The sequence below is a fragment of the Mycobacterium sp. 852002-51613_SCH5001154 genome, from assembly GCF_001667425.1.
Lineage (GTDB): Bacteria > Actinomycetota > Actinomycetes > Mycobacteriales > Mycobacteriaceae > Mycobacterium.
This window is the reverse complement of the sequence record NZ_LZII01000031.1, coordinates 14,718-34,483: the sequence shown is the minus strand read 5'-3', so window position 1 is coordinate 34,483 and position 19,766 is coordinate 14,718. Positions and strand designations below refer to the sequence as shown.

16 protein-coding genes are annotated in these 19,766 nt (G+C 67.7%); 7 read left to right on the top strand and 9 right to left on the bottom strand.

The window, feature by feature from the left end:
- Positions 1-36: 36 nt before the first annotated feature.
- From A5750_RS07905 to A5750_RS07890, 4 genes are all read right to left on the bottom strand, one after another.
- Positions 37-540: a methylated-DNA--[protein]-cysteine S-methyltransferase gene (locus tag A5750_RS07905; RefSeq protein ID WP_067261914.1), complete on the bottom strand. Its 504-nt coding sequence runs from the start codon at positions 538-540 to the stop codon at positions 37-39.
- Entirely contained in the window at positions 537-2,033 is a 1,497-nt protein-coding gene (locus A5750_RS07900) for a DNA-3-methyladenine glycosylase 2 family protein (RefSeq protein ID WP_067261911.1), read from the bottom strand. The genes A5750_RS07905 and A5750_RS07900 overlap by 4 nt, the downstream gene beginning before the upstream one ends.
- Before the next feature lie 164 nt (positions 2,034-2,197).
- Entirely contained in the window at positions 2,198-2,578 is a 381-nt protein-coding gene (locus tag A5750_RS07895) for a hypothetical protein (protein WP_066948405.1), read from the bottom strand.
- A gap of 60 nt (positions 2,579-2,638) precedes the next feature.
- On the bottom strand, positions 2,639-4,261 hold the full coding sequence (locus A5750_RS07890; RefSeq protein ID WP_067261909.1) for an adenylate/guanylate cyclase domain-containing protein: 1,623 nt from the start codon (positions 4,259-4,261) through the stop codon (positions 2,639-2,641).
- 45 nt (positions 4,262-4,306) lie between these two features.
- On the opposite strand from A5750_RS07890, the gene nucS reads away from it, so the two are divergent.
- Both nucS and A5750_RS25230 read left to right on the top strand, forming a co-directional pair.
- Positions 4,307-4,978, top strand: coding sequence for an endonuclease NucS (gene nucS / locus A5750_RS07885; protein ID WP_066948396.1), 672 nt, complete (start codon positions 4,307-4,309; stop codon positions 4,976-4,978).
- Positions 4,979-4,997: 19 nt separating this feature from the next.
- A complete protein-coding gene (locus A5750_RS25230; RefSeq protein ID WP_082948364.1) occupies positions 4,998-5,294 on the top strand; it encodes a hypothetical protein in 297 nt (98 codons plus the stop codon).
- A 10-nt stretch (positions 5,295-5,304) separates the two neighbouring features.
- Here A5750_RS25230 and mce read toward each other — a convergent pair whose 3' ends face one another.
- Positions 5,305-5,772, bottom strand: coding sequence for a methylmalonyl-CoA epimerase (gene mce / locus A5750_RS07880; RefSeq protein WP_082948363.1), 468 nt, complete (start codon positions 5,770-5,772; stop codon positions 5,305-5,307).
- A 78-nt stretch (positions 5,773-5,850) separates the two neighbouring features.
- Between mce and A5750_RS07875 the strand changes: the two genes are divergently transcribed.
- The gene (locus A5750_RS07875) at positions 5,851-7,032 is read left to right on the top strand and encodes an acetyl-CoA C-acetyltransferase (RefSeq protein WP_067261907.1); all 1,182 of its coding nucleotides are present in this window, start codon (positions 5,851-5,853) and stop codon (positions 7,030-7,032) included.
- A gap of 175 nt (positions 7,033-7,207) precedes the next feature.
- The gene (locus A5750_RS07870) at positions 7,208-8,131 is read left to right on the top strand and encodes a tetratricopeptide repeat protein (protein ID WP_067261904.1); all 924 of its coding nucleotides are present in this window, start codon (positions 7,208-7,210) and stop codon (positions 8,129-8,131) included.
- Between the two features lie 4 nt (positions 8,132-8,135).
- On the opposite strand, the gene glgB is transcribed toward A5750_RS07870, so the two are convergent.
- Positions 8,136-10,331, bottom strand: coding sequence for a 1,4-alpha-glucan branching protein GlgB (gene glgB, locus A5750_RS07865; protein ID WP_066948382.1), 2,196 nt, complete (start codon positions 10,329-10,331; stop codon positions 8,136-8,138).
- A gap of 1 nt (position 10,332) precedes the next feature.
- Entirely contained in the window at positions 10,333-12,447 is a 2,115-nt protein-coding gene (locus A5750_RS07860; protein WP_066948379.1) for an alpha-1,4-glucan--maltose-1-phosphate maltosyltransferase, read from the bottom strand.
- A 343-nt stretch (positions 12,448-12,790) separates the two neighbouring features.
- On the opposite strand from A5750_RS07860, the gene glgP reads away from it, so the two are divergent.
- Positions 12,791-15,430, top strand: coding sequence for an alpha-glucan family phosphorylase (gene glgP, locus A5750_RS07855; RefSeq protein WP_066948376.1), 2,640 nt, complete (start codon positions 12,791-12,793; stop codon positions 15,428-15,430).
- 2 nt (positions 15,431-15,432) lie between these two features.
- On the opposite strand, the gene A5750_RS07850 is transcribed toward glgP, so the two are convergent.
- Together A5750_RS07850 and A5750_RS07845 are read right to left on the bottom strand one after the other, a co-directional pair.
- Positions 15,433-17,439, bottom strand: coding sequence for an ATP-dependent DNA helicase (locus A5750_RS07850; protein WP_066948373.1), 2,007 nt, complete (start codon positions 17,437-17,439; stop codon positions 15,433-15,435).
- Positions 17,440-17,458: 19 nt separating this feature from the next.
- Positions 17,459-18,772, bottom strand: coding sequence for a nicotinate phosphoribosyltransferase (locus A5750_RS07845; RefSeq protein WP_067261902.1), 1,314 nt, complete (start codon positions 18,770-18,772; stop codon positions 17,459-17,461).
- A gap of 67 nt (positions 18,773-18,839) precedes the next feature.
- Between A5750_RS07845 and clpS the strand changes: the two genes are divergently transcribed.
- Together clpS and A5750_RS07835 are read left to right on the top strand one after the other, a co-directional pair.
- Positions 18,840-19,145, top strand: coding sequence for an ATP-dependent Clp protease adapter ClpS (gene clpS, locus A5750_RS07840; protein WP_066948522.1), 306 nt, complete (start codon positions 18,840-18,842; stop codon positions 19,143-19,145).
- Positions 19,146-19,169: 24 nt separating this feature from the next.
- A complete protein-coding gene (locus tag A5750_RS07835) occupies positions 19,170-19,751 on the top strand; it encodes a DUF2017 domain-containing protein (RefSeq protein ID WP_066948366.1) in 582 nt (193 codons plus the stop codon).
- Positions 19,752-19,766: the final 15 nt, after the last annotated feature.

The window sequence follows — 19,766 nt, the reverse complement described above, 5'->3', positions numbered from 1 at the left end:
GGGGGTGTTTTTGCATTCGCTGATTCCGGTGCGTTATTAGTCGAATAGTGTCAGAGCCGAATTCACCGATGCGCGTTTCTTTTCCAATGCGAGCAGCGTTCGCTTTCGGTCGAGGCCGCCGCCGTAGCCGGTGAGGCTGCCGTTGGCACCGATGACGCGATGGCAGGGGATGACAATTGCGATCGGGTTGTGGCCATTGGCCAACCCAACGGCCCTAGCGGAGCCGGTGGCGCCGATCTGTGCCGCGATTTGTCCGTACGATCTGGTTTCGCCATAGGGGATAGTCCGAAGGGCCTCCCACACTCGCCGCTGAAATGCGGAGCCGCGCAGCTCGAATTTGAAATCGAACTCCGTGAGTTCGCCCTCGAAATAAGCGTTGAGTTGCTCAGTGGTCTCGTTGAATGCCGCCGGATTCGGGGCCCAGCCGGTGCGGCTCGGCTCGTAGGTCTGGTCGACCATCCGAAGCATGGTCAGAACCGAGTCCTGGCCGGCAAGGGTCAGCGGCCCGATCGGGCTGTCGATGGTGCGGTACTCGATCATGCGACCTCCTGTGGTGGCCATTGGTTAACCGGATGCTCGAGGGTGGTCCATAGGTATTGGGTGGCGTAGGAGCGCCAAGGGCGCCACTGGACGCCATGGGCGACCAGGGCCCGTTCGCCAATCGGTAAGCCCAGCTGCTTGGCGGCCAGGCGAAGGCCAAGGTCGGTGGCGGGGAACGCGTCCGGATCACCGAGGCCGCGCATCGCGATCACCTCTGCGGTCCATGGGCCTACTCCGGGCACGTCCAGCAATTGCCTGCGGGCGGATTCCCAGTCGCTCCCGCTGTCCAGGACGATACTGCCGTCGGCCAGGCCGGCGACCAATGCGTTGAGGCTTCGCCGGCGCGCTTTGGGGACCGCCAAGTGGACGGGGTCGATCTCGGCGAGCTGCTCCGCTGACGGGAAGGTGCGGGTCAATCCGCCGTCGGGGTCCGCGACCGGCTCACCGTATGCCGCGACCAGGCGGCCGGCGTGGGTTCGGGCCGCCTTGGTGGACACCTGCTGCCCCAGGACCGCCCGCACGGCCAGCTCAGCCTCGTCGACGGTGCGCGGAATGCGTTGGCCGGGCGCCTTGGCCACCACGGGAGCCAGGTACGGGTCCCCGGCCAGCGCGTCGTCCACCGCCTCGGGGTCGGCGTCGAGATCCAGCAGCCGGCGACAGCGGGCAATCGCCGTCGTCAGGTCACGGAAATCGTCGAGGGTGAGCACACAGCGGACATGGTCGATCACCGGTGTCAGGGCGACCACGGCGCTGCCGAACGGAAGGCGCAGACTGCGTCGGTAGGCACCTTCGCGGACCTCCTCGCAGCCGGGCACCGTGCCGGCGGCGAGATGACCGAAGACGCCCTCGTAGGCGAACGGCGTGCGCACCGGCAACCGCAGGCTGACCGTCCCCGCCGAAGCGGCTCCGAGTTTTGCGGCGCTCGATGGATCCGCGGCGCGCCGGCGCAGCTCCGTCGGCGCATTGTCGAAGACCGAGCGCACGGTGTCGTTGAACTGGCGAATGCTGGAAAATCCCGAAGCGAACGCGATGTCGCCGAACGGCAGGTTGGTGGTCTCGACGAGCAGGCGGGCGGTCTGCGCTCGTTGGGCGCGGGCCAGCGCGAGCGGGCCGGCGCCGACCTCGGCCTGCAACAGCCGCTCCAGCTGGCGGGTGGTGTAACCGAGATGGGCCGCCAGGCCGCCGACACCTTCACGGTCCACCGTGCCGTCGGCGATGAGCCGCATCGTCCGTGCGACGACGTCACCGCGCACATTCCATTCCGGCGACCCCGGAGATGCGTCGGGACGGCACCGCTTACATGCCCGGAATCCTGCGCGCTGAGCAGCGGCGGCGGTCGGGTAGAACCGGACGTTGCGAGCGAAAGGCGGCCGCACCGGGCAGCTGGGCCGGCAATAGATGCCGGTTGTCAGCACCGCCGTGACGAACCAGCCGTCGAACCGGGCGTCCTTGGACTGGACGGCGCGGTAGCAGCGTTCGAAGTCTTCGTGCACGCTTACAAGACTTACACCCGCCCGCCGACAAAACTGGCGGAAAAACGACATCGTAGTGCGGACGGATCGGGAGCCCTGACGGACGGCGGCCCCGCACCAAAACGGCGCATCGGTGCAACTACGGCTACCGGCCGGTGACCCGGCCGGTAGCCGTAGCTCGAGCGTTACGGGGCGGGAGGGGTTCCGACGCAAACGCCGCCGGCGCAGGCGCCCGCTCCGCCGGGTCCGGCGGAAGCCCCCGCGCCGGGCACACCGGCACTCGCCCCGCCGGGACCGGCGCCGGCGCCGGAACCACCCGGTCCGGCGGTCGTGGCGCCCCCGGGTCCGGTCTCGGGGCCGCCGCCGCCCGGTCCGGCGGGAGTCGTTGCGGCCGGTGCCGTCGTTGTGACGCTCGCGGGCGTCGTGACGGTGGTGGTGACGGTCGAAGTCGTCGGGCTCTTGTTGTTGTTGTTCGAACTGCATCCCGCGGTGAACGAACTCAGGGCGATTGCCGCGGCGATGCCCGCGGCCAGGGAAACACGGCGGGCAGTCCCACTACCGGTCATGTCAACACCAATCTCTCGAGGGGCGATGTCCTTAGTCCCCTTACCCATTCGGGCCCGAAATCAATCGCGTTGAGCCGGCGGGTCGGCGGGCGTGGCGAGGCGGGTTGGTTGCTCGTGTCCGCGGAGGGTCACGGTCTCGCCCAAAGACCAACGGGCGCGCTCCTTCTCGCTCACACCTTCCAGCGCGTCGGCCGCCGCAAGCAGTAGGCCCGGGTACGACTTGGCGAGCTCGCACAGGCGGGCTGCCTCGTTGACCGGCCCGCCGATTACGGTGTACTCGAAGCGTTCCCGGGCGCCGACGTTCCCGGCAACGACTTGCCCCGCCGCCACCCCGATACCGGCCCGGCACACCGAGATTTCGTTGTTCAGTCGCTCGGAGATGGCGCGCGCGGCGGCCAGCGCTTGCTCTTCGGGGCAGTCCAGATGATTGGGCGCCCCGAACACGGCCAGCGTTGCATCGCCCTCAAACTTGTTGACCAGCCCGCAGTGTCGGTCCACTTCCTCGACGACTATCGCGAAGAACTGGTTGAGCAACTGGACGATCTCCGCCGCGGGCCGGGTCGTCACCAGCCTGGTCGACCCGACGATGTCGATGAATACGACCGCCACATGCCGTTCTTCTCCGCCCAGCTTCGGCCGCTCGCGTTCGGCGGCCAGGGCGACCTCGCGCCCGACGTGCCGGCCGAACAGATCGCGAACCCGTTCGCGCTCGCGCAGCCCGTCGACCATCGCGTTGAATCCGCGTTGTAGCTCACCGAGTTCGGTTCCGTCGAACACCACCAGGTCGCCCCGCAGATCACCGCGCTCGACACGCCTCAGCGCCGCGCGGACCACGCGGACTGGAGTTGCGGTGAGCCAGGCCAGGATCCACATCAGAAGGCAGCCGAAGATCAGCGTGGCGATCGACACAATCAGCACGCCGACGGCGAATTGTGTCTCGGTCAGATTGCGCATCAGGGCCTGGAAGCCGGCCAGGAAGCCGATGCCGAGAACGGGCAGGCCCGAGCCGAGGAACCAGACCACCATGGTCCGGCCCATGATCCCCGAGGCGAATCGCCGCGGTGGTGGGCCTGCTTCGAGCGCCTGAGCCGCCGCCGGGCGCAGTGCGAACTCGGCGAGCAGATAACTGCCTGTGGCCACCAAGATGCCGCAGATGCCGACCGCGATGAGGAAGCGCGGGATGAACAGCGTGTTGACCAGTCCGTAAAGCGTCGTCAGGACCGTCGCCCCGACACCCCACAGGATGAGATCGAAGCGGGCGATGCGCCATGGGGCCAGAAAAGTGTTTCGCTCGTCCTCCCGGTTCGGCGTGCGTTCCTCGATCGCCCAGCGCAGCGAGACGACGGTCCTGCGGGTGATCCAATAGGTGCCCACCGCCAGTGCCAGCGCGATATAGGCCGGTGACGCCGCGAAGGTGATCCACCCGGGCGCGTCGAACACGCTGGGCTGCGGAATGGCGATGGTCACCAGGAGCAGCGCAACGGCGATGCCGATCAGGTTGGCGCCCAAGACCAACACCGTCAGGATGACCTGGATGCGGATGCGGCGACGTCGCTGGCTTTCGGAAACCCGTCCCAGCAGCAGCGAGCCGTACGCCGGGGTCTCTGGTAGCCGCCCGCTCTGCCGGGTGACCGTCTCGAGCACCCGGCCGATCCGTTTTGCCAAGCTCTGGTTGGCCGACATGGTGGCGTCAGCCTAATTTGTCGGCCACGCTCTAAGGTGAGTCGGGTGCGTCTAGTGATCGCCCAGTGCACTGTGGACTACGTCGGCCGGCTCACCGCGCATCTTCCGTCGGCCCGCAGGCTGTTGCTGTTCAAGGCCGACGGATCGGTCAGCGTGCACGCCGACGACCGCGCCTACAAGCCGCTGAACTGGATGAGTCCACCTTGCTGGCTCACCGAGGAGCCCGGTGATCAGCTGCCCGTGTGGGTCGTCCAGAACAAGGCCGGGGAACAGCTGCGCATCACCGTCGAGGAGGTCGAGCACGACTCCAGCCACGATCTGGGCGTTGACCCCGGGCTGGTCAAGGACGGCGTCGAAGCCCACTTGCAGGCGTTGCTCGCCGAACACGTGCAGCTGCTCGGTGCGGGCTACACGCTGGTGCGTCGCGAATACATGACCGCCATCGGGCCCGTCGACCTGCTCTGCCGTGACGAGCAGGGCGGTTCCGTCGCGGTGGAAATCAAGCGGCGCGGCGAGATCGACGGCGTCGAGCAGCTCACCCGCTACCTCGAGTTGCTCAATCGCGACAGCGTGCTCGCGCCGGTGAAGGGGGTGTTCGCCGCCCAGCAGATCAAGCCGCAGGCGCGCACGCTGGCTACTGACCGCGGGATCCGTTGCATCACATTGGATTACGACAAGATGCGGGGGATGGACAGCGACGAGTACCGGCTGTTCTGAACCCCGCTAGGCTGGCGGCATGGCTAGGCGCCGCACACCGCCACGCCGGCAGCGGGCGTCACCGCCGCCCCTGGTGCCGCGCCGGGTGGAGACCGGGCCCGACGGCCACGAGTACGAAGTCCGTCCCGTCGCCGCGGATCGTGCGGTCAAGACGTACCGCTGCCCCGGTTGTGACCACGAAATACGCGCCGGCACCGCACATCTGGTGGTGTGGCCGATCGATTCGACGCTCGGGGGAGCTGACGATCGGCGGCATTGGCATGCCCCGTGCTGGAGCCACCGCGCCACGCGCGGCCCGACCCGGAAGTGGTCGTGATCTGAGGGACTCAGGCGGCCGGTTCGACCAGCTCGATGAGCACGCCGCCGGCGTCCTTGGGGTGGATGAAGTTGATCCGCGAGTTTGCCGTGCCGCGACGCGGCGCGTCGTAGATGAGCCGGATGCCCTGGGCGCGCAGATGCTCGATCACGCTGTCGAGGTCGCTCACGCGAACCGCCATCTGCTGGATGCCGGGCCCGCGCTTGTCGAGGAACTTCGCGATGGTCGAGGAGTCGTCGAACGGGGCCATCAGCTGGATCTGCGCGGTACCAGCCGGCGCACCGCGCACGGCCAGCATGGCCTCGCGGATTCCCTGCTCCTCGTTGACTTCCTCGTGCACCAGGTTCATGCCGAGGTGGTCGTGATACCAGGCGATTGCCGCGTCCAGGTCGGCGACTGCGATGCCGACGTGATCGATCGCCGTCACCAGGCCGGTGGCCAGGATCTGACGGGCGTCAACTTGATCGGTCGTCATCACATAAAGGTAACCTGGCGGCAAAGATTGCGCTTCTCCGGGAGGCCGAACCGGCCGTCCACGGACCCCTAGGAGGTTTTCATGACGACGTCGGTGATCGTTGCTGGAGCGCGCACGCCGATCGGCAAGTTGATGGGTTCGCTGAAGGGTTTCTCGGCCAGCGACCTGGGTGCCATCGCGATCGCCGGCGCGCTGGAGAAGGCCAACGTGCCCGCCTCGGCGGTCGAATACGTGATCATGGGGCAGGTGCTGACGGCCGGGGCCGGCCAGATGCCCGCGCGCCAGGCGGCCGTTGCGGCCGGCATCGGCTGGGACGTCCCGGCGCTGACCATCAACAAGATGTGCCTGTCCGGCATCGACGCCATCGCGCTCGCTGACCAGCTCATTCGCGCCGGAGAGTTCGACGTGGTGGTGGCCGGGGGGCAGGAGTCGATGACCAAGGCGCCTCATTTGCTGATGGACAGCCGGGCGGGCTACAAGTACGGCGACGTCTCGGTCCTTGACCACATGGCCTACGACGGTCTGCACGACGTGTTCACCGACCAGCCGATGGGCGCGCTCACCGAGCAGCGCAACGACGTGGACAAATTCACCCGCCAGGAGCAGGACGAGTTCGCTGCGCGGTCGCATCAGAAGGCGGCCGCGGCGTGGAAGGACGGCGTCTTCGCCGACGAAGTCGTGCCGGTCAACATCCCCCAGCGCAAGGGTGATTCGCTGCAGTTCACCGAGGACGAGGGGATCCGCGCCAACACCACCGCCGAGTCCCTGGCCGGCCTCAAACCGGCCTTCCGTCGCGACGGCACCATAACCGCCGGTTCGGCGTCTCAGATCTCCGACGGGGCGGCCGCCGTGGTGGTGATGAACAAGGCCAAGGCAGAAGAGCTCGGGCTGCCCTGGCTGGTCGAAATCGGCGCCCACGGTGTGGTGGCCGGGCCGGACTCCACTCTGCAGTCGCAGCCCGCCAACGCGATCAAGAAAGCGCTCAGCCGCGAGGGCATCTCCGTCGACCAGCTGGACGTCGTGGAAATCAACGAGGCGTTCTCGGCGGTCGCGCTGGCATCGACCCGCGAACTCGGCCTGGATCCCGAGATCGTCAACGTCAACGGCGGTGCGATCGCCGTCGGGCATCCCATCGGGATGTCGGGCGCGCGGATCACGCTGCATGCGGCCCTGGAACTGGCCCGCCGCGGCTCCGGCTACGCCGTCGCCGCCCTGTGCGGCGCGGGTGGCCAGGGCGACGCGCTGATTCTGCGGGCAAAGTAGCTCGACCGGGGGGCGCTAGCGCCCTCAGAAGACGTTGCTGGCTCCAGACGTACGGGAAGTTTTGTGATCTTGGTCATATCTGCCGGTCGGGCCTGTTGGTGCGACCTCCGGACCGGCCCGGACGTCCTCGCCACCGGGTGGATAGGTCACCGACGCCCATGACAAACTTGACGACGTGACGCGCCCGCGACCCTCGATAGGCCCGGCGATGGCCGGTGCGGTCGACTTGTCCGGCCTGAAGCAGCGGGCCCAGCAACAGCCGCCGGCCGGCGCGACGGGCGCCGGCGCAACGCCGGCCGCTGAGGCCGGTCCCGGAGTTACCGCGATCACCGAGGCCAATTTCGAAACCGAAGTCCTGCTCCGGTCCGAGGAAGTGCCGGTCGTGGCGCTGCTCTGGTCCCCGCGCAGCGATGCGTGTGTCCAGCTCGTCGACATCCTGTCCGGCCTGGCCGCCGAGGACGACGGCAAGTGGTCCCTGGCGACGGTCAACGTCGACGTGGCGCCAAGGGTGGCCCAGATATTCGGTGTCGATGCGGTGCCGACCGTCGTGGCTCTGGCCGGCGGGCAGCCGCTGTCCAGCTTCCAGGGGATGCAGCCGCCCGACCAGTTGCGAGGCTGGGTGGATTCGCTTCTCTCGGCCACGGCCGGAAAGCTCAAGGGCCCAAGCGGTTCCGCGGACTCCGATGAGGTCGACCCCGAGCTGGCAGCGGCCCGCGAACAGCTCGAGACCGGTGATTTCGAGGCGGCCAGAGCCTCGTATCAAGCGATCCTGGACGCCAACCCGGGCAGCGTCGAAGCCAAGGGCGCGATCCGGCAGATCGATTTTCTGACGCGCGCAACCACCCACTCGCCGGATGCCCTCGCGGCTGCCGACGCGGCACCGAGCGACATCGACGCGGCCTTCGCCGCCGCCGACGTGCAAATCCTCAACCAGGATGCGAGCGCGGCCTTCGACCGCCTGATTGCCTTGGTGCGCAGCACATCCGGGGACGAGCGCACCCGGGTGCGCACCCGATTGATCGAGCTTTTCGAACTTTTCGATCCTGCCGATCCCGAGGTCGTCGCCGGACGGCGCAACCTCGCCAACGCGCTCTACTGACGGCCTACTCGGGCTCCAGCCATAGGGCCGAGTTGGGCGGCAGCACCAACACCGCCGACGCGGGTCGCCCGTGCCACGGGTCCTCGGTGGCGTCGACACCGCCCATGTTGCCGATGCCGGTGCCGTTGTAGTCGGTGGCGTCGGTGTTGAGCACCTCGCGCCAACGGCCGGCGGACGGCAGGCCGAGGCGGTATCCGCTGTGCTCGTTGCCGGCGAAGTTGAAGACGCAGGCCATGACCGAGCCGTCACTGCCGTACCGCAGGAAGCTCAACACGTTGTTGGCGGAGTCGTTGGCGTCGATCCAGGAGTAACCGTCGGGGACGGTGTCCTGGCTCCACAGCGCGGGGTGGTTGCGGTAGATGTCATTAATGTCGCGCACCAGACGCAGGACGCCGTTCGAGAAGCCTTGCTCGTCGAGCTGCCACCAATCCAGGCCGCGCTCCTCGGACCACTCGGCGCGCTGGGCGAATTCCTGGCCCATGAACAGCAATTGCTTGCCGGGGTGCGCCCACTGGTAGGCGAGCAGGCTGCGCAGTCCGGCCGCCTTGACATGGTTGTTGCCCGGCATGCGCCCCCACAGCGTGCCTTTGCCGTGCACGACTTCGTCGTGGCTGATCGGCAGCACGTAGTTCTCGCTGAATGCGTAGAGCATCGAGAACGTCATCTCGTGGTGGTGGTAGTTGCGGTAGATCGGGTCGCGGCTGATGTAGTCGAGCGTGTCGTGCATCCAGCCCATGTTCCACTTCATCGAAAAGCCCAGGCCGCCAAGGTTTGTCGGGCGGGTGACGCCGGGCCACGACGTCGACTCCTCGGCGATGGTGACGATGCCCGGGGCCGACTTGTGCACCGTGGCGTTCATCTCCTGCAGAAATTGCACGGCCTCCAGGTTTTCCCGCCCGCCGTAGATGTTCGGCGTCCAGCCGCCCTCGGGGCGCGAGTAGTCCAGGTACAGCATGGAGGCAACGGCGTCGACCCGTAGCCCGTCGACGTGGTACTCCTCGAGCCAATACAGCGCGTTGGCCACCAAGAAGTTACGCACCTCGGCGCGTCCGAAGTCGAAAACGTAAGTGCCCCAGTCGAGTTGCTCACCGCGCTTGGGATCAGCGTGTTCGTAAAGCGGGGTGCCGTCAAACCGTCCCAGCGCCCACGCATCCTTCGGGAAGTGCGCCGGCACCCAGTCGACGATGACGCCGATGCCGGCGTGGTGCAGCGCATCGACCAGCGCCCGGAATTCGTCGGGCGTGCCGAATCGCGATGTCGGCGCGTAGTACGACGTCACCTGGTAGCCCCACGACCCGGCGAACGGGTGCTCGGCGACCGGGAGCAACTCGACGTGGGTGAACCCGTGCTCGACCACGTAATTGGTCAGCTCTTCCGCCAGTTGCCGGTACCCGAGTCCTGGGCGCCACGAGCCGAGGTGGACTTCGTAGGTGCTCATCGGCTCGAACACCGGATTGCGCTGGGCGCGCCGTTCCATCCATTCGGCGTCCTGCCACGTGTATTCGCTGCGCGTCACGCGGGACGCGGTGTGCGGCGGCACTTCGGTGGCGAACGCCATGGGGTCGGCCCGATCGGTCACGACGCCGTCGGCGCCGTGCACGCGAAACTTATACAGGCCGTTGGCGGGGAAGTCGGGCCAGAACAACTCCCACACACCCGAGGAGCCCAGCGACCGCATGGGGGCATCGCTGCCGGTCCAGCCGTTGAACTCGCCGATCAGGCTGACGCCCTTGGCGTTGGGCGCCCACACCGCGAACGACACGCCGTTGACGACGCCGTCGGCTGTGGTGAACGAACGGGGGTGCGCGCCAAGGGCTTCCCAGAGTCGCTCGTGCCGGCCCTCCCCGAACAGGAAGAGGTCGATCTCGCCCAAAGTGGGCAGGAAACGGTAGGCGTCGGCGACGGTGTACGGGTCGGAACCCTCGTATTTCACCTGCAGGCGGTAGTCGATCAGGTTGACGAAGGGGAGCGCTACGGCGAACAGGCCGGACTCGATGTGCTCCAACGGAAACCGGTCGTCTCCGACGAGCGCCACGACCTCGGCCGCGTGCGGGCGGAACGCCCGGATGACGGTGTGGTCGGTGTACTCGTGGGCGCCCAGGATGCCGTGCGGGTTGTGATGGGTTCCGGCCAGCAGGCGCGACAGGTCGGCGGGGTCGGGCGCCAGGTGTGTCCTGGCGAGTTGGTCGGCTTGGCTCATGTCACAATCCCTCCGGTCCTTTTGGTGGCCTGCGGAGCAGCGTCATTCGGGACTCCTGCGGGATGAGTGGCATGTTGATGACATGCGCGACCGCTCGCGCAGGGTCGATGCGAATGTAGTTTGTTTGCCCCCATTGGAATTCCTGGCCGGTGATTTCGTCGCGCACCCAGAAACGCTCATAGGGCTCCATACCCAAAGCCGCCATATCCAAAAACAGCGTGGCCTCTTCGGCCCCGAACGCGTTGAGCGTCACGACCACCAACACGCAGTCGCCGGTCGCCGGGTCGAACTTGCTGTAGGCAAGCAGCGCATCGTTGTCCACGGCGTGGAAATGGATGGTACGCAACTGCTGCAGCGCCGGATGTAGCCGGCGTATGGAGTTGAGCCGCGTGATGAACGGTTCGAGCGAGCGCCCTTCGGCCAGGGCGCCCGCGAAATCACGAGGCCGCAATTCGTACTTCTCCGAGTTCAGGTACTCCTCACTGCCTTCCCGCACCGCGCGGTGCTCGAAGAGCTCGTAACCCGAATACACGCCCCAGGCCGGGCCCATGGTCGCCGCCAGTACCGCCCGGATCGCGAACATGCCAGGGCCGTTGTGCTGCAGGATGGCGTGCAGGATGTCCGGGGTGTTCACGAACAGGTTCGGGCGCCGAAAGTCCGCGGCGGCGGCGATGGCGTCGCCGAACTCGGTGAGCTCCTGCTTGGCCGTGCGCCAGGTGAAGTAGCTGTAGGACTGCGTGAACCCGAGCTTGGCCAGTCCGTACTGGCGGGCCGGGGGCGTGAAGGCCTCCGAGAGGAACAGCACATCGGGGTCGATGCTCTTCGCCTGGGCGATCAGCCATGCCCAGAAGTTCGGCGGCTTGGTGTGCGGGTTGTCGACCCGAAAGAACTTGACGCCGTGGTCCATCCAGTGCCGGACGATGCGCAGCACCTCGTCGTAGAGGCCCGCCGGATCGTTGTCGAAGTTGAGCGGATAGATGTCTTGGTATTTCTTGGGCGGGTTCTCCGCGTAGGCGATGGTGCCGTCGGGCAGCTCGGTGAACCACTCACGGTGATCGCGCGCCCACGGATGGTCCGGGGCGCACTGTAACGCCAGGTCCAGCGACACCTCCATGCCCAGCTCACGCGCCGCGGCGACGAATGCGTCGAAGTCTTCGATCGTGCCCAGGTCCGGGTGGACGGCATCGTGGCCGCCCTCGTCGCTGCCGATTGCCCACGGAGAACCGACATCTCCGGGAGCGGCGGTGGGAGAGTTGTTGCGGCCCTTGCGGTGTACCTTGCCGATCGGGTGGATCGGCGGCAGGTACACCACGTCGAATCCCATTGCCGCGATGCGCGGAAGCTCGGCGGCCGCGGTGGCGAACGTGCCGTGCACGGGCTTGCCCTCGGCGTCCCACCCGCCGGTCGAGCGGGGGAACATCTCGTACCAGGAGCCGAAGCGGGCAAGCGGCCGGTCCACCCAGACCCCGTACTGGTCGCCGCGGGTGACCAGATCGCGCAACGGATACTCGGCCAGGATCTCGTCGATTTCCGGCCCCAGGGCCAGCACGGTGCGGGTGATCGGGTCCCCGGGGCTTCGCAACGCCGTCGCGGCCGCCATCAGCGGTTCGCGCCGCGCGCGCGGCACCCCCATCGCGGCGCGCTCGAACAGCGCGGCCCCGACCAAGAGGTCGTTGGACAGTTCCGTCTCGCCCTGGCCGGCCTCGAGCTTGGCAACCAGGCCGTGCCGCCAGGAGTGGATGGGGTCGCCCCACCCGTCGATTCTGAAGGTCCACAGGCCCACCCGGTCGGGCGTGAATTGCCCGTGGAAGACATAGGGCTCGAGGCCCAACGTCATCGGCAGCAGCAGCGGCTTGATCCGTTGCTGATCGCCGGCCCCGTCGACTTCCGTCGCGGCCTTCACCGGGGCCTGGACCGCTTTGATCCGGCGGGTTTCGTTTACCTGCGGATAACGCGGCCCGAGGTATCGCACGACCAGCGTCGCCGCGACGGCCTCGTGGCCCTCCCGCCATACCGCCGCGCTGACCGGGATGGTCTCACCAACCACCGCCTTGGCGGGATACGCGCCGCAGGAGACGACCGGTTGTACGTTATCGATCTCGACACGACCAGGCACAACACTCCGTTCCGATTTGCCAGCTCTTCTTCGGCCCGCTTCGCGGACCGCATCGTCGCCGGCAGTATTCCGACTAGCCGACTCCTCCTCGGTCCGCATTCTCGGACCGCATCGTCGTCGACTGGTTCCGATTGTGTGCGGCCCAACCGCGGTGTGCTCCGCCGCGGAAGGCCTCTCGTCTGGCGAAACTTCCTGTCGTGGGGAACTTCCTTTGTGGGGAAGCAGCGTTGCGGCCCCAATAACTAACCGATACCCAGCCTAGTGTCCGGTCACACCCTCGGCGGGAAAAGCGGTCTCTACCGCCGCCGTGCGTGGGGCGAAATCCTCAGTAAGGTAAGGACGCGTGAAAGCCCTCCGCCGCTTTACCGTCCGCGCTCACCTACCCGAACGGCTGGCCGCGCTGGATCAGCTGTCGACCAACTTGCGATGGTCATGGGACAAGCCGACCCAGGACTTGTTCGCAACCATCGACGACGGCCTGTGGGAGCGGTGCGGCTCTGATCCGGTGGCGTTGCTGGGCGCGGTGAACCCGGCACGACTCGATGAGCTGGCGCTCGACGAAGCGTTCCTCGGCCGGCTCGATCAGTTGGCCGCCGACCTGAACGAGTACCTGAGCCGTCCGCTGTGGTACCAGCAGCAGCAAGCCGAAGGCGTGGCGATGCCGACGGCGATCGCCTACTTCTCGATGGAGTTCGGCGTCGCGGAGGTGCTGCCCAATTACTCGGGCGGCTTGGGCATCCTCGCGGGGGATCACCTGAAGTCGGCCTCCGATCTGGGGGTGCCCCTGGTGGCGGTGGGCCTCTACTACCGGTCCGGCTATTTCCGCCAGTCGCTGACCGCAGACGGCTGGCAGAACGAGACCTATCCGTCGCTGGATCCGCAAGGGCTGCCGCTGCGGCTACTCACCGATGCCGCCGGCGATCCCGTCCTGGTTGAGCTCACGCTTCCCGACTCCGCCCAGCTGCACGCGCGGATCTGGGTTGCTCAGGTGGGCCGGGTACCGCTGCTTCTGCTCGATTCCGATGTCCCCGAGAACGAGCATGAGCTGCGCGGCATCACCGACCGGCTCTACGGCGGTGACCAGGAACACCGGATGAGGCAGGAGCTGCTGGCCGGCATTGGCGGGGTGCGGGCGATCCGCGCGTTCACCGCCATCGAAGGCCTGCCCGCGCCCGAGGTGTTCCACATGAATGAGGGGCACGCGGGGTTCCTCGGAGCGGAACGCATCCGCGAGTTGATGGTCGATGCCGGGTTGGACTTCGACACCGCGCTGGCCGTCGTGCGATCCAGCACCGTGTTCACCACTCACACTCCGGTGCCCGCGGGTATCGACCGGTTCCCCATCGACATGGTGCGGCTCTACTTCGACGGTCACGTCGAGGACGATCCCGGTAAGAAGAAAGCCGGTGCCAAGAGTGCGCCCTCGTTGTTGCCGGGCGTACCGACGGCCCGGATTCTCGCGCTCGGCGCCGAGGACGATCCGACCAAGTTCAACATGGCGCACATGGGTCTGCGGCTGGCGCAGCGGGCCAACGGAGTCTCTTTGCTGCACGGTGAGGTGAGCCGGGCCATGTTCAACGAGCTGTGGTCCGGGTTCGACGCGGACGAGGTGCCGATCGGGTCGATCACCAACGGAGTTCACGCGCGCACCTGGGCGGCGCCGCAATGGTTGCAGTTGGGGCGCGAACTGGCCGGGTCGGATTCGTTCGGCGATCCGGGCGTCTGGCTCCGACTGAACCAGGTTGACGCGGGGCATCTCTGGTGGATCCGCTCGCAATTGCGGTCGCTGCTTGTCGAGGACGTCCGGCAGCGACTGCGTAAATCCTGGCTGGAACGCGGCGCATCAGACGCCGAATTAGGCTGGATAGCAACGGCATTCGATCCGAATGTGCTCACCATCGGGTTCGCCCGGCGGGTGCCCACGTACAAGCGGCTGACGCTGATGCTGCGCGACCCGGAGCGGCTCGAACGTCTGCTGCTCGACGAGGACAGGCCGATTCAACTGATCGTCGCCGGGAAGTCGCACCCGGCCGACGACGGGGGGAAGGCGTTGATCCAGCAGGTGGTGCGTTTCGCCGACCGGCCGGAAGTGCGCCACCGCATCGCGTTTTTGCCCGACTACGACATGTCCATGGCCCGGCACCTGTACTGGGGTTGCGACGTCTGGCTGAACAATCCGCTGCGGCCGCTGGAGGCCTGCGGCACCTCCGGGATGAAGAGCGCCCTCAACGGTGGGCTGAACCTGTCCATCCGAGATGGGTGGTGGGACGAGTGGTACGACGGCGAAAACGGTTGGGAGATACCGTCTGCCGACGGCGTGGCCGACGAGGCTCGCCGGGACGACCTGGAGGCCAGCGCGCTCTACGATCTGCTGGAGCAGGCCGTGGCGCCGAAGTTCTACGAACGTGACGAACACGGGGTGCCGCCACGGTGGATCGAGATGGTGCGGCACACACTGCAGACGCTCGGCCCGAAGGTGCTGGCCTCGCGCATGGTGCGCGACTACGTCGAGCGGTACTACACGCACGCGGCGCAGTCGCTGCGCAGGACCATCGGTCCCGCCGAGGACGGTGCGGACGGCGCTGAGTTCGGGGCGGCCCGCGAGGTGGCCGCCTACCGTCGGCGCGCCGAGGAGGCCTGGCCCAAGATCACCATCACCGATGTGGACAGCACCGGGCTGCCGGACACGCCCGTGCTCGGCTCCAAGCTGACCCTGACCGCCACCGTGGCGCTCGCCGGGCTGGCGCCCGACGAGGTCACGGTCCAAGGGGTGGTGGGCAGGGTCGACGCCAGCGACGCGCTGCTGGACCCGGTCACCGTCGAGATGTCGTATACCGGGACCGCCGAGGGCGGCAACCAGGTGTTCTCGACGACGCTGTCGTTACCGCTGGCCGGGGCGGTCGGATACACCGTTCGCGTGCTGCCCCATCACCCGATGCTTGGCGCCGGCACCGAGCTGGGTCTGGTCACTCTGGCCCGCTGACCTCACGCGGGAAGGCCCTCCGACGCGGTGCGCAGCCGCTCCAAGGCGGCGCGGACCTGCGCCGGATTCGTGGTCTGCCAGAACGGCGGCAGCGAGGCACGCAGGTAGCCGCCGTAACCGGCGGTGACCATCCGCGAATCCAGCAACGCGACCACCCCGCGGTCGGTGATGCGGCGCAACAGCCGACCCGAGCCCTGCGCCAACAGCAACGCGGCGTGGCTGGCGGCGACCGCCATGAAGCCATTGCCGCCGCGCGCGGCCACCGCTCGCTGGCGCGCGCCCAGCAGCGGGTCGTCGGGCCGCGGAAACGGGATGCGATCGATGAGCACCAGGGACAGGGACGGCCCCGGAACATCGACGCCCTGCCAGAGCGACAGCGTGCCGAACAACGAGGTCTGCTCCTCGGCACTGAACTGCTCCACCAGCGCGGAGGTGCTGTCGTCGCCCTGACACAGCACCGGCATCGACAGCCGTTGGCGCATGGCTTCCGCGGCGGCCCGCGCGGCGCGCATCGACGAGAACAATCCCAGCGTCCGCCCGCCCGCCGCCGTGATGAGCTCCGCGATCTCGGTCAGCTGCTCGGCCGACCCGGTGCCGTCCCGCCCAGGTGGCGGTAGGTGTGCGGCGACATAGAGGATTCCGGCCTTGGCGTGCTCAAACGGCGAGCCGACGTCGACGCCGCGCCATGGCATTTCGGTATCGGCAGCGGTCAAACCCCACGCCGCGGCCATCGCGTCGAAGGACCCGCCGATGGTCAGGGTCGCCGACGTCAACACGGTGGTGGAACGGGCGAACACCCGGTCGCGCAGCAGGCCCGCGACCGACAGCGGCGCCACCCTCAGCACCGGGCGCATCGCCCCCCTGTTGTCCTCGTGATCCAGCCACACGACTTCGGTGCGATCGGGAATGGCCGGGGTGAACGACGACAGGACCCGCGAGGCGGCGTCGGATATCTCGCTCAACGCCGCTATCGCTTCGGCGCGTGCGGCGGCGGCTTTCGCGTCGCTCGTGGTGTCGATCGCCGAGCGCGCCGCGCCGGCCGCGTCGCGCAGGGCGGTCACGTACGTCGCGAGCTCCTCGTCGAGGCGGTCGATGCGGCCCGGTGTGCCGTCATGGATCGCCGCGGCGAAGTTGGCCGTCGCCGCCTCCAGCCGCTGGGTCAGTTCCGGATTGACCAATCGGGCGATCCGCCGCGCCGCGACGCCCAGGGCGGCCGGTGTCAGCTCCGCGGTGGCCACCGACGTCACCCGGTCGACCAGTTCGTGGGCCTCGTCGACGACCAGCAGCGCATGTTCGGGCAGCACCGCAGACTCGGCGACGGCGTCGATGGCGAGCAGCGCATGGTTGGTGACCACGATGTCGGCACCCCCGGCCCGGCCGCGCGCCCGTTCGGAGAAGCATTCGGAGCCAAACGGGCAGCGGGCCACGCCTATGCATTCCCGTGCCGAAACGCTGACCTGGGACCAGGATCGATCCGGCACACCGGGTTTCAGGTCGTCGCGGTCACCGGACTCGGTCGTCGACGCCCACGTGGTGAGCCGTTGGACGTCGCGGCCCAGGGCGGTGGACGCCATCGGATCGAAGAGCTCCTCCTGCGGCCGGTCGCCGGCGTCTTCCTCGGCCTCGGCGCCGCCATTGTGAATCTTGTTCAGGCACAGATAGTTTCGGCGGCCCTTGAGCAGCGCGAACTGCGGGCGGCGCGGAAGGGCGTCGGCGATCGAATCGATCAGCCTGGGTAGGTCCCGATCGACGAGCTGCCGCTGCAGCGCGATGGTGGCCGTGGATACGACGACTGGCGAGTCGTCATCGATGGCGCGGACGATCGCGGGCACCAGGTAGGCCAGCGACTTTCCGGTGCCGGTACCGGCCTGCACGACGAGATGCTCGCCGGTGGCAAACGCCCGCGCGACGGCGTCGGCCATCTCGAGCTGGCCGCTGCGCTCGCTGCCGCCGAGCGCAGCCACGGCGATGGCCAGCAACTCGGGCACGGACACTTCGGACGTGGTCAGCCTCTTTTGCTCTGCGGTGCTACCGGCGGCCGGCGGGGATCTGCGTGGTCGGGATCGCAGGTTCTCCGTGGGACAGGTTCAGCCCTTCCCACGGCAGACTGCGCAGCCCGGAAGCTACCAGCTCGCGTGCCGCGGCCACATTCGGTTTGGACACCACGTCGCCACCACGGACCAGCGGGACGGTCAACACCCGCGACGGCTCGGTGACCGAGGGCCGGCGGCCGGCCGGATACACCAGCTCCTCGGTGACGGTGCCGGACGTGCGCGTCAGGCGCAGCGCCTCTTTGCGGCCGCCGCGGGATTCCTTGTGGCTACTGCGCTTTTGCACCGGCATTCCGTCGACCTCGACCAGCTTGTAGACCATATTCGCCGTCGGCGCGCCCGAACCCGTCACGAGCGACGTGCCGACGCCGTAACTGTCCACCGGTTCGGCAGCCAGGGCGGCGATCGAGAACTCGTCGAGGTCGCCGGAGACCACGATGCGGGTTGCGGTGGCTCCCAGACCGTCGAGCTGCTCGCGGACCTGGCGGGCCAGCACGCCCAACTCCCCGGAATCGATACGGACCGCGCCGAGCGACTCCCCGGCGGCGGCCACGGCGTTGGCAACGCCGGTCGTCACGTCGTAGGTGTCCACCAGCAGCGTGGTGTCGACGCCCAACGCGTCGACCTGCGCGCGGAAAGCGGCCAGTTCGGTCACATCGGCGGGCTCTCCGCTCGCGTGCAGCATGGTGAACGCGTGCGCCGACGTGCCCTGCGCGGGGATTCCGTATCGGCGCTGGGCCTCGAGGTTGGAGGACGCGGCGAAGCCGGCGATATAGGCCGCGCGTGCCGCGGCGACCGCGGCATGCTCGTGGGTTCGCCGTGACCCCATCTCGATCAGCGGACGGTCCCTGGCCGCGCTCACCATTCGCGCAGCTGCGGACGCGACCGCCGTGTCGTGGTTGACGATCGACAACGCCAGTGTCTCGAGCACGACGCATTCGGCGAACGTGCCGGTCACCGACAAGACGGGAGAGCCGGGGAAGTACAGCTCGCCTTCGGCGTAGCCGTCGATATCACCGCGGAACCGGAAATCGCGCAAGTAGCGCAACGCATCTGGATCGAGGAATTGCGCCAGCAGCTGACACGCCTCGTCGTCGAAGCCGAACTGCGGCAACGCTTCGAGCAGGCGCCCGGTCCCACAGACCACGCCGTAGCGGCGCCCCTCGGGGAGTCGGCGCGCGAACAATTCGAAGGTCGTCGGTCGGTCGGCGGTACCGTCTCGCAGCGCCGCCGCCAGCATCGTCAACTCGTACTTGTCGGTAAGCAGCCCAGTTACGACCGGGTCGTTCATTCCATAACGGTATCGGCTGCCCTCGGGGGCTCGGAAACCTCGCCGGTCGCTCGGTATCGTGGAGGCCATGGTTGTTATGTCAGCGCCCACTAAGCCGGGCACTACAGGACAACGCGAGTCCGCTCCGGTAGACGTCACGGCGAGTCCGTGGGTCACGGTCGTGTGGGATGACCCGGTCAACCTGATGACCTACGTGACGTATGTGTTCCAGAAGTTGTTCGGCTACAGCGAGCCGCACGCCACCAAGCTGATGCTGCAGGTGCACAACGAAGGCAGGGCGGTGGTGTCGGCCGGCAGCCGGGAGTCCATGGAAGTCGACGTGTCCAAGCTGCATGCGGCCGGGTTGTGGGCGACGCTGCAGCAGGACCGCTGATACTCGGGGCTGCGGCGAATACCTGTGCGCAAGTGGAAGCGCGTCGAGACCGCGGACGGTCCCCGTTTTCGGTCCGCCCTGGCGTCCCACGAGGCCGCCCTGCTGAAGAACCTGGCAACCGCCATGGTCGGGTTGCTCGATGAGCGTGAATCATCCTCGCCCGCAGACGAACTCGAGCAGATCACCGGCATAAAGACCGGAAACAGTGATCCGCCGAAGGACCCGACCCTGCGCCGGCTGCTGCCCGACTTCTTCCATCCCGACGACGACGACCCATCGGCTTCCGGCGCCGTAAATAGCCTCAACGCCGCGCTGCGCAGCCTGCACGAGCCCGAGATCATCGACGCCAAACGCCTTGCGGCGCAGCGGATGTTGGACACCGTTCCGGCAGACGGTGGCCGGTTCGACCTGACCGAGGAGGACGCGAACGCCTGGGTGGCGGCGGTGAACGACATCCGGCTCACGCTGGGGGTGATGCTCGAGGTCGGGCCCGAAGGGCCGGAGCGGCTGCCCGCTGACCACCCGCTGGCGGTGCACTTCGACGTGTACCAGTGGTTGACCGTCTTGCAGGAATACCTCGTCCTGGTGCTGATGGGGTCCCGATGAGCCCCGATGGACGCC

Excerpts from the sequence above, each read along its gene's own strand:
- A5750_RS07905 (WP_067261914.1), bottom strand. The coding sequence starts at position 540 with ATGATCGAGTACCGCACCATCGACAGCCCGATCGGGCCGCTGACCCTT.
- A5750_RS07895 (WP_066948405.1), bottom strand. The coding sequence starts at position 2,578 with ATGACCGGTAGTGGGACTGCCCGCCGTGTTTCCCTGGCCGCGGGCATC.
- A5750_RS07890 (WP_067261909.1), bottom strand. The coding sequence starts at position 4,261 with ATGTCGGCCAACCAGAGCTTGGCAAAACGGATCGGCCGGGTGCTCGAG.
- A5750_RS25230 (WP_082948364.1), top strand. The coding sequence starts at position 4,998 with ATGGCTAGGCGCCGCACACCGCCACGCCGGCAGCGGGCGTCACCGCCG.
- A5750_RS07875 (WP_067261907.1), top strand. The coding sequence starts at position 5,851 with ATGACGACGTCGGTGATCGTTGCTGGAGCGCGCACGCCGATCGGCAAG.
- glgB (WP_066948382.1), bottom strand. The coding sequence starts at position 10,331 with ATGAGCCAAGCCGACCAACTCGCCAGGACACACCTGGCGCCCGACCCC.
- A5750_RS07845 (WP_067261902.1), bottom strand. The coding sequence starts at position 18,772 with ATGAACGACCCGGTCGTAACTGGGCTGCTTACCGACAAGTACGAGTTG.
- clpS (WP_066948522.1), top strand. The coding sequence starts at position 18,840 with ATGGTTGTTATGTCAGCGCCCACTAAGCCGGGCACTACAGGACAACGC.